This is a genomic window from Pseudomonas entomophila (assembly GCF_013523125.1).
In the GTDB taxonomy this organism is placed as follows: Bacteria; Pseudomonadota; Gammaproteobacteria; order Pseudomonadales; family Pseudomonadaceae; genus Aquipseudomonas; species Aquipseudomonas entomophila_B.
In genome coordinates this window covers 16032-28745 of sequence record NZ_JAAMQJ010000018.1, presented here as the reverse complement: position 1 = coordinate 28745, position 12714 = coordinate 16032, and the positions used below count along the sequence as shown (strand labels likewise).

Below are 12714 nucleotides of genomic sequence, written 5' to 3'. Positions count from 1 at the left end.
CATGGGTAAGAACGTCGTCGTCCTGGGCACCCAGTGGGGTGATGAGGGCAAAGGCAAGATCGTCGACCTGCTGACCGAGCACGCCGCCGCCGTGGTGCGCTACCAGGGTGGTCACAACGCAGGCCACACGCTGGTGATCAATGGCGAGAAGACCGTCCTGCACCTGATCCCCTCGGGCATCCTGCGCGAAGGCGTGCAGTGCCTGATCGGCAACGGCGTGGTCGTCGCGCCGGACGCCTTGATGCGTGAAATCACCAAGCTCGAGGAGAAGGGCGTGCCAGTTCGCGAGCGCCTGCGCATCAGCCCGGCCGCGCCGCTGATCCTGTCCTACCACGTAGCCCTGGATCAAGCCCGCGAGAAGGCCCGTGGCGAAGCCAAGATCGGCACCACCGGTCGTGGCATTGGCCCGGCCTATGAAGACAAGGTCGCCCGTCGCGGCCTGCGCGTGGGCGACCTGTTCCACCGTGAGCGCTTCGCCGCCAAGCTTGGCGAGCTGCTGGACTACCACAACTTCCAGCTGGTCAATTACTACAAAGAGCCGGCCATCGACTTCCAGCAGACCCTGGACGAGTGCATGGCATACGCCGAGCAGCTCAAGCCGATGATGCTCGACGTCACCGCCGAACTGCACAATTTGCGTCGCGCCGGCAAGGACATCATGTTCGAAGGCGCCCAGGGCTCGCTGCTGGACATCGACCACGGCACCTACCCGTTCGTGACCAGCTCCAACACCACCGCGGGCGGCATTTCCACCGGCTCCGGCGTGGGCCCGATGTACCTGGACTACATCCTCGGCATCACCAAGGCCTACACTACCCGTGTCGGCTCCGGCCCGTTCCCCACCGAGCTGTTCGACGAGACCGGCGCCACCCTGGCCAAGCGGGGCCATGAGTTCGGCTCCACCACCGGTCGTGCGCGTCGTTGCGGCTGGTTCGATGCCGTAATCCTGCGTCGCGCCATCGACGTCAACAGCATCTCGGGCATCTGCCTGACCAAGCTGGACGTGCTGGACGGCCTGGAAACCATCAACATCTGCGTCGGCTACAAGAACGCCGACGGCGATGTGATCGAAGCGCCGACCGATGCCGACAGCTACATCGGCCTGCAGCCGGTGTACGAAACCCTGCCAGGCTGGAGTGAGTCGACCCTGGGTGTGAAGAGCCTCGACGGCCTGCCAGCGGCGGCGCGCGACTACATCAAGCGCATCGAGGAGCTGGTCGGCGCGCCGATCGACATCATCTCGACCGGTCCGGACCGCAACGAAACCATCGTCCTGCGTCATCCGTTCGCCTGATCCGCTTCGGCTGATCGATCCAGCGCCGCGCTCCCGAAAGGGGCGCGGCGTTTTCGTATCCGCAAGCCGTCGTCTGGTGGTGAAGGCCCAGCGATCCGTGGAGGACCGAGGGCTTTTCAGACAAGCTCAAGACCGTCGTGTCACGCAGCTGTTATCGGCATAACCCTTGCTGCAAGGCGTTTCTGTCAGTGCCATCAAAATAGTGGCTCCAGAAACACGAGGGTTACGCCGTGTCCGCCATCCTTTCACTGTTACGAAGCCGGCTCCTGCGGCCGGTGTTCGTGGCCTTGGGTATCGCTTTGCTGATCCAGGTGCTGGTCGCGGTCATGCTGACCCGTGGCACCGTTACCCAATTGCAATCTGATCTGGAGCAGCGTTTCGGTGACGACAGCCGCGAGCTGGCCAGCGAACTGCAACAGGCGGGTCAGGAGGTGCGTTCGGGCCTGGACAGCCTGTCCGACAGCACTCGGCAGCGCTTGAGCACAGGCCTGTCTGCCCGTTTGCAGGGCGAGCAGCAGCAGCTGCGCACCACCTTGGAGAACAACCTCAAGGAGTCGGCCAACGACATGGCGCAGTTGCTGGCTTCAGTGGCACCGCGCGCCATCTGGGACAACGACGTGCCCGTGCTGTCGGACTTCGCCCGGCGTGCCCAGCGCAACCCCAACGTGCTGTTCGTGATCTACGACGACGCCCAGGGCCAGCACCTGACCCGTTACCTCAACCGCCAGAACCCGATTAACCAGGCCTTGCTGGCCAAGGGTCAGGGTGAGCGGGCGCTGGACAAGGTGATCGAGGCCGCCCGTCGCGATCCGGCCGTGTACGTCGTTGAGGCCTCGATCAGCCCGAACGGTGCCGAGATCGGCAAGGTGCTGATGGGGGTGTCCACCGCTGACATCGACCAGCAGCTCAAAGCCCTCGATCAGCGTTTCACCGCGCTGATCGGCAGTGCCGGGCAGTTGGTCCAGGACAGCCTGGTGGGGGCGGCCGCCGACAGCGGCAACGTGCTGCGCCAGCGTCTGGAGAAAGCCCAGGGCAGCGCTGCGGCCATGCAGGCCAACACCACACAAGCCGTGCGCGAGGCGGCCAGCGAACTGCGCTGGCGCATCGGCCTGATGCTGGCGGTGGTCGGCCTGGCCGTATTGCTGCTGGTGGCCGTGGTGCTGGGCCGTCGGGTGCTGAGCAAGGTGCGGCTGCTGATCCGGGCACTCGATGATCTGGCTGCCGGCGAAGGCGACCTGACCCGACGGGTGCCGCTCGACAGCCGCGACGAACTCGGCGACATGGCCTCGGCGGTCAACCGCTTCATCGACAAGCTGCAACCGATCGTGCGTGAAGCCGGCGCCGTGGCGCAGCGCACCGGGGTCGAGATCGACGCCATGGCCCAGCGCAATGCCGGTGCCGACACCGCCGCTGCCCTGCAACGTGACGAGGTGGCCGCCAGCCTGCGTGACCTGTCGAACATGGCCGACGAAGCCCAGACCGAAAGCCATGCCATGCAGGCGGCCTTGCAGCAGGTGGTGGACATCCGTCAGGCCACCGACGAGAACAGCCGCAGCTCCACGCAACTGGCCGGGCTGATCGAGAACCTGGCCGGCCAGGTGGACACCGGCGCCCAGGTGATCGAGCGGCTGGCCCGGCAGAGCCAGCAGATCGAGGTGGTGCTGACGGTGATCCACGGCATCGCCGAGCAGACCAATCTGTTGGCCCTGAACGCCGCCATCGAGGCGGCCCGCGCGGGTGAAACCGGACGCGGCTTCGCCGTGGTGGCCGACGAGGTGCGTGCATTGGCCAGCAAGACGCAACGTTCCACGGGCGATATCCAGGCGCACATCGCTGCGTTGCAGAAAGGCGCGAAGGAAGCGGTGGCCAGCATCGGCCAGGCCGGTCTCAAGGCCAAAGAAGGCCTGTTGGTGCTGCGCGACAACGAACGGCGCCAGCAGTCGGTGCAAGCGGCGGTGGAGCAGGTGCATGCCGCCATCGGCCTGGCTACCCGCGCTGCCGAGCAACAGGCCAGCGGTGCTCAGGCCGTGCGCGGTCGGGTGGAAACCATCCATGCCCAGGCCGAGCGCTCCGCTGCGGTGGTGATGCAGACCACGGCCAGCAGCAAGGTGCTGGACGACCTGGCAGGGCAGCTGCGGGCGAGCCTGGGGCAGTTCAAGGCTTGAGCAGGGGAGGACGTTGGCTGTGCGGGTTTACAGGGTGTATGGACGCTGGCAGGAAGTGTGGGAACCTGAAGTTGCCCCCAGGCTTTTGTGGCTCATGTCACCAGCTCCACGCCAGCGGCACGCACGCAGCGAGCCATCTTGTGCGTGAACAGCCCAGGCCAACCCGCGCCTGGACCCTTCTTCACGCCTTGTTCAGGTACATCCGCGTCGTCAGCAGGTACACCGGCAATCCCGACACCACGATCAACAGCGCCGCATACGGCGCCGCCGCCGCGAACTCCACGTTGGCGGTGTGGGCCCACACTTCGGTCGCCAGGGTGGTCATGCCGGTCGGGCTGAGCAGCAGGGTCGCCGTCAGCTCTTTCATCGCGTCCAGGAACACCAGCGCGAACGCCGCCGCCAGGGCCGGGAAGATGATCGGCAGGGTGACCCGGTAGAACGCCGCGAAGCTGCTGGCGCCCAAGGTGCGGGCAGCCTCTTCGAGGGTGGGCGAGGCCTTGTTCAGGGCGGTGCGCACCGGCGCCTGCGCCAGGGGCAGGAAGAGCATGGCGTAGGCCAGAATCAGCAAGGCCGTGGTCTGGTAGAGCGCCGGCACATGGTGCAGCGCGAAGAATACCAGGGTCAGGGCGATGACCAGGCCGGGCAGGGCATGCAGCAGATAAGGCAGCCGCTCGGCCCAGATCGCCAGGCGCCCCTTGTAGCGCACCACCAGGAAGCTGATCGGCAGTGCCAGCAGCACGCAGAAGCCCGCGCCGCCCAGGGAGACCGACAGCGACGTCAGCAGGGCCTTGCCGATGGCAGCGACCGGGAAGGCCGCCGACGAACCGACGCTGAGCCAGTAGCCGAGCATCGCCAGCGGGATGCCGCTCCCCAGGATGGCCAGCCCCAGGCAGAACAACTGCCCGAGCACGGCCCAGCCGCGCAGCCTGACCGGCGCGGCGCGGCGTGCGACGCCCTGGCCGATGCGCACGTGGCGGGCCTTGCCGCGCACCCGCAGTTCGAGCCAGAGCATGACCAGGCACAACGCCAGCAGCACCGCCGAGAGCATGGCCGCGTTGGCATTGCTGAACTCCAGTTCGAACTGCTGGTAGATCGCCGTGGTGAAGGTCTGCAGGCCGAGGATCGACAGCGCGCCGAACTCCACCAGCATGTGCAGGGCGATCAAGAGGGCGCCGCCGATCATGGCCGGCCACAGCAGCGGCAGGGTGACCTTGAAGAATACGCCCCAGCGGCTGCATCCCAAGGTGCGCGCCGACTCCTCCAGGGAGGTGTCGACGTTGCGCAGGGTGGCGGCCACCGGCAGGAAGATCAGCGGGTACTTGGACAGCGCCATGATCAGGATCGCCCCGCCCAGCCCTTCGAAGCTCGAACTCAGCGACACCCAGGTGAAGCTGGAGACGAACGACGGCACCGCGAACGGCAGGCACAGTACCACGCCCCACAGGCGCCGACCGCGCAAGTCGCTGCGCTCCAGCAGCCAGGCCAGCGCCAGGCCGACCACCAGGCAGGTGGCGGTGACGCCGACCATGAGCAGCAGCGTATTGCGCAGCAGGCCCCAGACGAAGGGCCGCCAGAGCAGGTGCAGCGCTTCCTGCCAGCCGGCCTCCCAGGCCTTGATGGCGACGTACAAAAGGGGCAGCAGGCTCATCGCTACCAGGAACAGCACCGGCAGCACCACCCAGATCGAGGGGCGCTTGCGGCGGGGTACGTAACGAACCAGGGCCGGCTCGGGCAGGGCAGCAGTCATCAGAGCAGACCGACCTCACGCTCGAGTTCCAAGGCTTCTTCGGCATTGCCGAGGTCGGCCGGGGTGATCTTCGGCGGACGCAGCTCGTCGAACGGCTTCAGGCCACGGTCGGACACCATGCCTTTGTGCAGGGGGTATTCGGCCGTGGTCTGAGTGATCACGCGCTGGCCTTCTTCGCTGGCCATCCAATTCAGCAGCGCCTGAGCTTCCTTGGGGTGCTTGCTGGCCTTGACGGCTGCGGCGCCCGAGATGGTCACCAGGCCACCGGCGTCGCCATCGGCCAGGTAGTAGAGTTTGGAGTCCAGCTTGCCGCGCTCGCGCTCCAGGGCGTACCAGTAGTAGTTGTTGACCAGCACGGCAGCGACTTCGCCTTTCTCGACCGCCTTGAGCGCCACCATGTTGTTGGTGTAGGTCTTGCCGAAGGCCTTGAGCCCAGTCAGCCATTCCTCGGCCGCTTCACGCCCGTGCATCTTCAGGATGGCCACGGCTTGTTCCTGGAAGGCACCGCTGGTCGGCACGAAGCCGACACGACCGTCCCATTCCGGGTTGGCGAAGTCCATGACCGATTTAGGCAGTTCGCTTTCGTCGATCTTCTTCGGGTTGAACACCACGACCCGCGTACGCGCCGTCACACCCATCCAGGTGCCGTTGGCGGCGACGTATTCCTTGGGCAGCATGTTCAGCGTGGCGTCGTCGATCTTCGCCAGCAGCCCCAGCTCGCCCAGGTTGTTCAGCGGCGGCGACTCCTCGGTGTAGAGGATGTCGGCCGGCGAGCGGTCGCCTTCCTCGATGATCTGGCTGGCCAGCTGATTACTGCTACCCTTGCGGATATCGATATGGATGCCGGTCTTGGCCTCATAGGCCTTGGCGATGGCCTCGCCGATCTCCTTGTGCTGACCGTTGTACATCGTCAGCGTGACGGGCGCATCGGCCAGGGCGGCGGGCGTGCCGATGACCAGGCTCAGCGCGGCGGCGGCCAAGGTGCGCATCAGCGTGTGCGGACGGATCGTCATGCGGGTGGTTCCTCGCTTACGGCTACATATTTGGAAACAATGGTAAACGAAATCGTTTCTCATGTGGCCGGATGGAGGAAAATTCATCGAGCGCGGCGGGGGAGACGAGGCGTTGCGGGCAACATGACGGGATCGCCAAACGACAGGCAAGAAAAAACCCACTAGCAAGCTAGTGGGTTTTTAGATGGTGCCCAGGAGAAGACTCGAACTTCCACGACCGTTAAGTCACTGATACCTGAAACCAGCGCGTCTACCAATTCCGCCACCTGGGCAAAGCTTTACTTCTTCAGACTGCAACGTTCGAGCGTTACGTCTGATGCTGCGGTGACAGACCCGAAGCGTCTATCACTTGAAAATCTTGGTGCCCAGGAGAAGACTCGAACTTCCACGACCGTTAAGTCACTGATACCTGAAACCAGCGCGTCTACCAATTCCGCCACCTGGGCACATCATCGAAATCACAGGATGCTTTACTGCTTTACATCGTTGCCATTCTCGACTACAACGTCGGGTGTCCGTCGTTGTGGTGCGCACTATACGGGCGGGTCCTGAGGCTGTAAAGCCCCCGATCGAAAAAAATAGCGAAATTTTTCAACGTCTTGATTTCATTCGCCGGTATCAGCGCTCGATGCCCGCCGACGGGGCTGTCCAACGCCGACATTTCCGGTTTCAATACGTCTATGCCAAACTCTCTCCCTATATACACCAAGGTGAACCCCTCCTGATGGCCGATTGGCAATCCCTCGATCCCGAGGCCGCCCGAGAAGCGGAAAAATACGAGAATCCCATTCCCAGCCGTGAGCTGATCCTGCAGCACCTCGACGATCGTGGCGAGCCGGCTGCGCGCGAACAACTGGCCGCCGAGTTCGGCCTGCACGAAGAAGACGACATCGAGGCCCTGCGTCGCCGCTTGCGCGCCATGGAGCGTGACGGTCAGCTAATCTATACCCGGCGTGGCACCTATGCCCCGGTAGACAAGCTCGACCTGATCTGCGGCCGTGTGTCGGGCCACCGCGATGGCTTCGGCTTCCTCATTCCCGACGACGGCAGCGAAGACCTGTTCCTCAGCCCGACGCAGATGCGCCTGGTGTTCGACGGCGATCGCGCGCTGGCGCGCGTCTCGGGTGTCGACCGCCGCGGCCGCCGCGAAGGCACGCTGGTGGAAGTCGTCTCCCGCGCCCACGAAAGCGTGGTGGGCCGCTACTTCGAAGAGGGCGGTATCGGCTACGTCACGCCGGACAACCCCAAGATCCAGCAGGAGGTGCTGGTCACCGCCGGTCGCAACGGCGGTGCGCGTATCGGCCAGTTCGTCGAGATCAAGATCACCCACTGGCCAACCCCACGCTTCCAGCCCCAGGGCGACGTGGTCGAAGTGATCGGCAACTACATGGCGCCGGGCATGGAGATCGACATCGCGCTGCGCAGCTACGACATTCCGCATGTCTGGCCCGAGGCCGTGGTCAAGGAAGCGCGCAAGTTCCGCTCCGAAGTCGAGGAGAAGGACAAGGAGCGGCGCATCGACCTGCGTCACCTGCCGTTCGTCACCATCGACGGCGAAGACGCCCGCGATTTCGACGATGCCGTCTACTGCGAACCCCTGGGCAAGCTGCGACTGTTCTCCGGTGGCTGGCGCCTGTACGTCGCCATCGCCGACGTGTCCAGCTACGTTCGCCTAGGCTCGGCCCTGGACGACGAAGCGCAGCAGCGCGGCAACTCGGTGTACTTCCCCGAGCGCGTGGTGCCGATGCTGCCCGAAGAGCTCTCCAACGGCCTGTGCTCGCTGAACCCGCACGTCGACCGGTTGGCGATGGTTTGCGAGATGACCATGAACAAGTCGGGCCAGATGGTCGACTACCAGTTCTACGAAGCCGTCATCCACTCCCATGCCCGCCTGACCTACAACAAGGTCAGCAGCATGCTCGAGCACGCCCGTACCCGCGAGGGCAAGGCCCTGCGCGAGGAGTACAGCGACGTGTTGCCGGACCTCAAGCAGCTCTATGCGCTGTACAAGGTCCTGCTGGCCGCGCGTCAGACCCGTGGTGCGATCGACTTCGAGACCCAGGAAACCCGCATCATCTTCGGGTCCGAGCGCAAGATCGCGGAAATCCGCCCGACCGTGCGCAACGATGCCCACAAGCTGATCGAGGAATGCATGCTGGCGGCCAACGTGGCCACGGCCGAATTCCTGCAGAAGCATGCGGTGCCGGCCCTGTACCGGGTGCACGACGGCCCGCCGCCGGAGCGCCTCGAGAAGCTGCGTGCCTTCCTGGGCGAGCTGGGCCTGTCCCTGCACAAGGGCAAGGAACCGTCGCCGAAGGACTACAAGGCCCTGCTGGCGAGCATCGCCGGGCGCCCGGACTTCCACCTGATCCAGACCGTGATGCTGCGCTCGCTGAGCCAGGCGGTGTACAGCGTCGAGAACAATGGCCACTTCGGCCTGAACTACGAGGCCTACACCCACTTCACCTCGCCGATCCGGCGTTACCCAGATTTGCTGGTACACCGCGCCATCCGTAGCGTGATCCGCTCCAAGGTCGACACGCCGCACGTCAAGCGTGCGGGCGCGGCGAGCATCCCCAAGGCGCGCATCTACCCGTACGACGAAGCGGCGCTGGAGCAGCTGGGCGAGCAGTGCTCGCTGACCGAGCGCCGTGCCGACGAGGCCACGCGCGACGTGGTCAACTGGCTCAAGTGCGAGTACATGAAGGACCGCGTCGGCGAGATCTTCCCTGGCGTGATCACGGCGGTGACCGGTTTCGGCATCTTCGTCGAGCTGACCGACATCTACGTCGAAGGCCTGGTCCACGTCAGCGCGCTGCCGGGCGACTACTACCACTTCGATGCCGTGCACCATCGCCTGTCCGGCGAGCGCACGGGCCGTCACTTCCGCCTGGGCGACACCGTCGAGGTCAAGGTCATGCGCGTCGATCTCGACGAGCGCAAGATCGACTTCGAGGTGGCCCAGTCGACGCTCGATGCGCCGATCGGCCGCAAGTCACGTGGCGCCACCACGGCCAGCGATGACAAGGGCAAGGGCAGGAACGGCGGCCGAGAAGACAAGGCCGCGACCGGCAAGTCTGCGGGTCGTGCGCGTAGCGAGGCCGAGGCGCCGGCCAAGGCCGAAAAGGCCACCGAAGCCAAACCCAAGGCCTCGCGTGCCCGCAAGGGCGAGGCCGCCGAGGCGTACTTCCCGGCGCAGGCCGTGCAGCGCAACGCCGAAGTGCGCAAGAGCCGCGAAATGAAGCAGGCGCTGATGAGCGAGGCGCGCAGTGGCAGTGCCAGCGGCAAGTCCGGTAAATCGGACAGGTCGGACACGTCGAGCGGCAAGCCGACCAAGCACCGCAAAGGGCCGTCGAAGTCGAGTTCGTCACGCAAGGGCAAGAGCACCTCATGAGTCAGTTGGAAAAAATCTACGGGGTGCATGCCGTCCAGGCGCTGCTCGACCACCACCCCAAGCGGGTCAAGCAGATCTGGCTCTCCGATGGGCGCAGCGAGCCACGCGTGCAGCGCCTGCTGGAGCTGGCCGCGCAGAACCGTGTGCCGGTCGGCCAGGCCGAGCGCCGTGAGCTCGATGCCTGGGTCGAAGGCGTGCACCAGGGCGTGGTCGCCGACGTGAGCCCCAGTCAGGTCTGGGGCGAGGCCATGCTCGAGGAGCTGCTCGAGCGCAGTGAGCGGCCACCGCTGATCCTGGTGCTCGATGGCGTCACCGACCCGCACAACCTCGGCGCCTGCCTGCGCACCGCCGACGCCGCCGGGACCACGGCCGTGGTGATTCCCAAGGACAAGTCCGCGACCCTGACCGCCGTGGTGCGCAAGGTCGCCTGTGGCGCGGCCGAAGTCATCCCGCTGGTGGCGGTCACCAACCTGGCGCGTACCCTGGAGAAGCTCCAGCAGCGCGGCCTGTGGGTGGTCGGCACGGCCGGCGAGGCCGAACAGGAGATCTACCAGCAGGACCTCACCGGCCCGCTGGTGATGATCATGGGCGCCGAAGGCAAGGGCATGCGTCGGTTGACCCGCGAGCATTGCGACTTTCTGGTCAAGCTGCCGATGGCCGGCAGCGTCAGCAGCCTCAACGTCTCGGTGGCCACCGGCGTCTGCCTGTTCGAAGCCGTGCGTCAGCGCCAGGCCAAGCGCTGATACTCCCGGTGTGAGCAGCCGCCGGGCGGCTGTTCAAATAATCACCACTGCGCTTGCGTGCCCGTTCGCCCTTCTCTACAATTGCGCCCCTTGCCCGCAGGCAGGTGCGCATGCGCCTTTCTCTTGGCGAGACACACAGTGTCATTCACTCCTTGTCTGACCAGTTCGCTGGCAGACTACAACCCGTAAGGAGCATTCATGCGTCATTACGAAATCATCTTCCTGGTCCACCCGGACCAGAGCGAGCAAGTCGGCGGCATGGTTGAGCGCTACACCAAGCTGATCGAAGAAGACGGCGGCAAGATCCACCGTCTGGAAGATTGGGGCCGTCGTCAACTGGCCTACGCGATCAACAACGTTCACAAGGCTCACTACGTGATGCTGAACGTCGAGTGCACCGGCAAGGCCCTGGCCGAGCTGGAAGACAACTTCCGCTACAACGATGCCGTGATCCGTAACCTGATCATCCGTCGCGACGAAGCCGTTACCGGTCAGTCCGAGATGCTGAAGGCCGAAGAGAACCGCAGCGAGCGCCGTGAGCGTCGTGAACGTCCTGAGCATTCTGAGTCCGCCGATGGCGACGACAGCAATGACAGCGACAACAGCGACAACGCTGACGAGTAATCCACGGACCTTCTTGAGGAGCCCATTACATGGCACGTTTCTTCCGTCGTCGTAAATTCTGCCGCTTCACTGCTGAAGACGTGAAAGAGATCGACTACAAAGATCTCAACACCCTGAAAGCTTACGTATCCGAAACCGGCAAGATCGTTCCAAGCCGTATCACCGGTACCAAGGCTCGTTATCAGCGTCAGCTGGCTACCGCTATCAAGCGCGCCCGCTTCCTGGCCCTGCTGGCCTACACCGACAGCCACGGCCGCTGAGACCGGGTAGTCGACAGGTAGCAAGGATAGAGCATGCGAGCGTTAGCTGATTTCATCATGCGCGGTCGTGTGCAGGCCACCCTGGTGGTGGTCGGTTGTGCGGCGTTGCCGCTGTTGTTCTGGTTGAGTGCCGCCGCGGCGAGCCTGGTGCTGTTGCGGCGCGGTTTCAAGGATGCCACCTCGGTCATCGCCTGGGCAGTCTTGCCAGGCCTTGCATGGTGGTTCTTCGGCGAACCCCGCACCTTGATGGTGCTGCTGGGGACGTTGGGGCTGGCGGCGTGCGTGCGCGCCGGCCATTCCTGGAACCGGGTGCTGTTGTACAGCGTCGGGCTGGGCCTGTTGTACGGGGTCATCCTGGGTTCGGTGTTCCGCGAACCGATCGAAGCGTTGGCGCAGGCCCTGGCGAAGGGCTTGCCGCAGATGCTCGGCGGTTTCTACCAGACGCTGTCGGTAGAAGAGCAGGGACGCCTCGGGACGATACTCGTGCCGGTGCTCGTCGGCCTGGTGGCCGCCGCCTTGCAGCTGGTGACCGTGCTGTCCCTGATGTTGGGCCGGTACTGGCAGGCGGCACTGTACAACCCGGGTGGTTTCGGCCGCGAGTTCCATGCGGTGCGATTCACCGTGGCGCCGGCGTCGCTGCTGGTGGTCGGCATGCTGTTCGGTCCCAATCTGGGGCTGGCGATGCTGACCCCGCTGTGCAGCGTGCCGCTCATGCTGGCAGGGGCAGCCCTGTTGCACGGGCTGGTGGCGCAGAAGCGGCTGGCCAGGTTCTGGCTGACCGGGATGTACGTAACGCTCGTGCTGTTCATGCAACTGACCTATCCGTTGCTCGTGGTTCTGGCCATTGTCGATAGCCTGATTGATTTTCGCGGTCGCCTGTCACCCAAGGGTGACGATTCCGCGAACGGTGAAGGTTAAAAGTTAAGAGGTTTTACCAAATGGAACTGATCCTGCTGGAAAAAGTCGCCAACCTGGGCAACCTGGGCGACAAAGTGAAAGTAAAGGCTGGCTACGGCCGTAACTTCCTGCTGCCGTTCGGCAAAGCCGTCGCTGCCAACGCTGCCAACCTGGCTGCGTTCGAAGAGCGTCGCGCCGAGCTGGAAAAAGCCGCTGCCGACCGTAAGACGTCCGCTGAAACGCGCGCTGCCCAACTGGCCGAGCTGGAAGTCACCATCACCGCTACCGCGGGCGATGAAGGCAAGCTGTTCGGTTCGATCGGCACCCACGACATCGCTGATGCCCTGACCGCCTCCGGCGTCGAAGTGGCCAAGGCTGAAGTGCGTCTGCCGAATGGCACCATCCGTAACGTCGGCGAATACGACGTTGCCGTGCACCTGCACAGCGACGTTGAAGCCACCGTTCGCGTGGTCGTCGTCGCAGCCTAAGCGGTACCGATCGGCTGGCCCCTCGTGGTCCGGCCGGTTAACATCGGGCACGGTCCTGCACAGCAGGTCGTGCCCTTTGTGTTTTTCAT

General features: G+C 64.6%; 10 protein-coding genes, 2 tRNA genes and 1 pseudogene. 9 read left to right on the top strand and 4 right to left on the bottom strand.

Features of this window, described 5'->3' with window-relative positions; translation table 11 throughout:
* The first annotated feature begins 1 nt into the window (after position 1).
* The 3 genes and pseudogenes from G7007_RS11450 to G7007_RS22520 all read left to right on the top strand — a co-directional run bounded on the left by G7007_RS11450 (position 2) and on the right by G7007_RS22520 (position 3459).
* Positions 2–1294: an adenylosuccinate synthase gene (locus G7007_RS11450; RefSeq protein WP_181094585.1), complete on the top strand. Its 1293-nt coding sequence runs from the start codon at positions 2–4 to the stop codon at positions 1292–1294.
* Between the two features lie 326 nt (positions 1295–1620).
* Positions 1621–2553: pseudogene (locus G7007_RS22525) on the top strand (methyl-accepting chemotaxis protein); the annotation flags it as partial.
* Between the two features lie 21 nt (positions 2554–2574).
* Positions 2575–3459, top strand: coding sequence for a methyl-accepting chemotaxis protein (locus G7007_RS22520; RefSeq protein WP_375139492.1), 885 nt, complete (start codon positions 2575–2577; stop codon positions 3457–3459).
* A 181-nt stretch (positions 3460–3640) separates the two neighbouring features.
* On the opposite strand, the gene G7007_RS11440 is transcribed toward G7007_RS22520, so the two are convergent.
* The 4 genes from G7007_RS11440 to G7007_RS11425 form a co-directional block, all read right to left on the bottom strand.
* Positions 3641–5206 (bottom strand): ABC transporter permease, encoded by a 1566-nt coding sequence (locus G7007_RS11440; protein ID WP_181101828.1) that lies wholly within the window; start codon positions 5204–5206, stop codon positions 3641–3643.
* Complete coding sequence (locus tag G7007_RS11435) at positions 5206–6219, bottom strand: extracellular solute-binding protein (protein WP_181101827.1); 1014 nt, start codon at positions 6217–6219, stop codon at positions 5206–5208. Before G7007_RS11435 ends, G7007_RS11440 begins: the two co-directional genes overlap by 1 nt.
* A gap of 185 nt (positions 6220–6404) precedes the next feature.
* Positions 6405–6491: transfer RNA gene (locus tag G7007_RS11430), tRNA-Leu, on the bottom strand.
* Between the two features lie 87 nt (positions 6492–6578).
* Positions 6579–6665: transfer RNA gene (locus G7007_RS11425), tRNA-Leu, on the bottom strand.
* A 278-nt stretch (positions 6666–6943) separates the two neighbouring features.
* Between G7007_RS11425 and rnr the strand changes: the two genes are divergently transcribed.
* The 6 genes from rnr to rplI all read left to right on the top strand — a co-directional run bounded on the left by rnr (position 6944) and on the right by rplI (position 12625).
* Positions 6944–9613, top strand: coding sequence for a ribonuclease R (gene rnr / locus G7007_RS11420; RefSeq protein WP_181101824.1), 2670 nt, complete (start codon positions 6944–6946; stop codon positions 9611–9613).
* On the top strand, positions 9610–10356 hold the full coding sequence (gene rlmB / locus G7007_RS11415) for a 23S rRNA (guanosine(2251)-2'-O)-methyltransferase RlmB (protein ID WP_181101822.1): 747 nt from the start codon (positions 9610–9612) through the stop codon (positions 10354–10356). The genes rnr and rlmB overlap by 4 nt, the downstream gene beginning before the upstream one ends.
* A 198-nt stretch (positions 10357–10554) precedes the next feature.
* Positions 10555–10980: a 30S ribosomal protein S6 gene (rpsF, locus tag G7007_RS11410; protein ID WP_060395110.1), complete on the top strand. Its 426-nt coding sequence runs from the start codon at positions 10555–10557 to the stop codon at positions 10978–10980.
* Between the two features lie 29 nt (positions 10981–11009).
* Complete coding sequence (gene rpsR, locus G7007_RS11405; RefSeq protein ID WP_002551829.1) at positions 11010–11240, top strand: 30S ribosomal protein S18; 231 nt, start codon at positions 11010–11012, stop codon at positions 11238–11240.
* 33 nt (positions 11241–11273) lie between these two features.
* On the top strand, positions 11274–12158 hold the full coding sequence (locus G7007_RS11400) for a hypothetical protein (RefSeq protein WP_181101820.1): 885 nt from the start codon (positions 11274–11276) through the stop codon (positions 12156–12158).
* A 20-nt stretch (positions 12159–12178) separates the two neighbouring features.
* On the top strand, positions 12179–12625 hold the full coding sequence (rplI, locus tag G7007_RS11395) for a 50S ribosomal protein L9 (RefSeq protein WP_060395108.1): 447 nt from the start codon (positions 12179–12181) through the stop codon (positions 12623–12625).
* Positions 12626–12714: the final 89 nt, after the last annotated feature.

Bases quoted from the DNA above. Each gene is read 5' to 3' on its own strand.
- G7007_RS11450 (WP_181094585.1), top strand. From the start codon at position 2: ATGGGTAAGAACGTCGTCGTCCTGGGCACCCAGTGGGGTGATGAGGGC.
- G7007_RS22520 (WP_375139492.1), top strand. From the start codon at position 2,575: ATGGCCTCGGCGGTCAACCGCTTCATCGACAAGCTGCAACCGATCGTG.
- G7007_RS11440 (WP_181101828.1), bottom strand. From the start codon at position 5,206: ATGACTGCTGCCCTGCCCGAGCCGGCCCTGGTTCGTTACGTACCCCGC.
- G7007_RS11435 (WP_181101827.1), bottom strand. From the start codon at position 6,219: ATGACGATCCGTCCGCACACGCTGATGCGCACCTTGGCCGCCGCCGCG.
- rnr (WP_181101824.1), top strand. From the start codon at position 6,944: ATGGCCGATTGGCAATCCCTCGATCCCGAGGCCGCCCGAGAAGCGGAA.
- rlmB (WP_181101822.1), top strand. From the start codon at position 9,610: ATGAGTCAGTTGGAAAAAATCTACGGGGTGCATGCCGTCCAGGCGCTG.
- rpsF (WP_060395110.1), top strand. From the start codon at position 10,555: ATGCGTCATTACGAAATCATCTTCCTGGTCCACCCGGACCAGAGCGAG.
- rpsR (WP_002551829.1), top strand. From the start codon at position 11,010: ATGGCACGTTTCTTCCGTCGTCGTAAATTCTGCCGCTTCACTGCTGAA.
- G7007_RS11400 (WP_181101820.1), top strand. From the start codon at position 11,274: ATGCGAGCGTTAGCTGATTTCATCATGCGCGGTCGTGTGCAGGCCACC.
- rplI (WP_060395108.1), top strand. From the start codon at position 12,179: ATGGAACTGATCCTGCTGGAAAAAGTCGCCAACCTGGGCAACCTGGGC.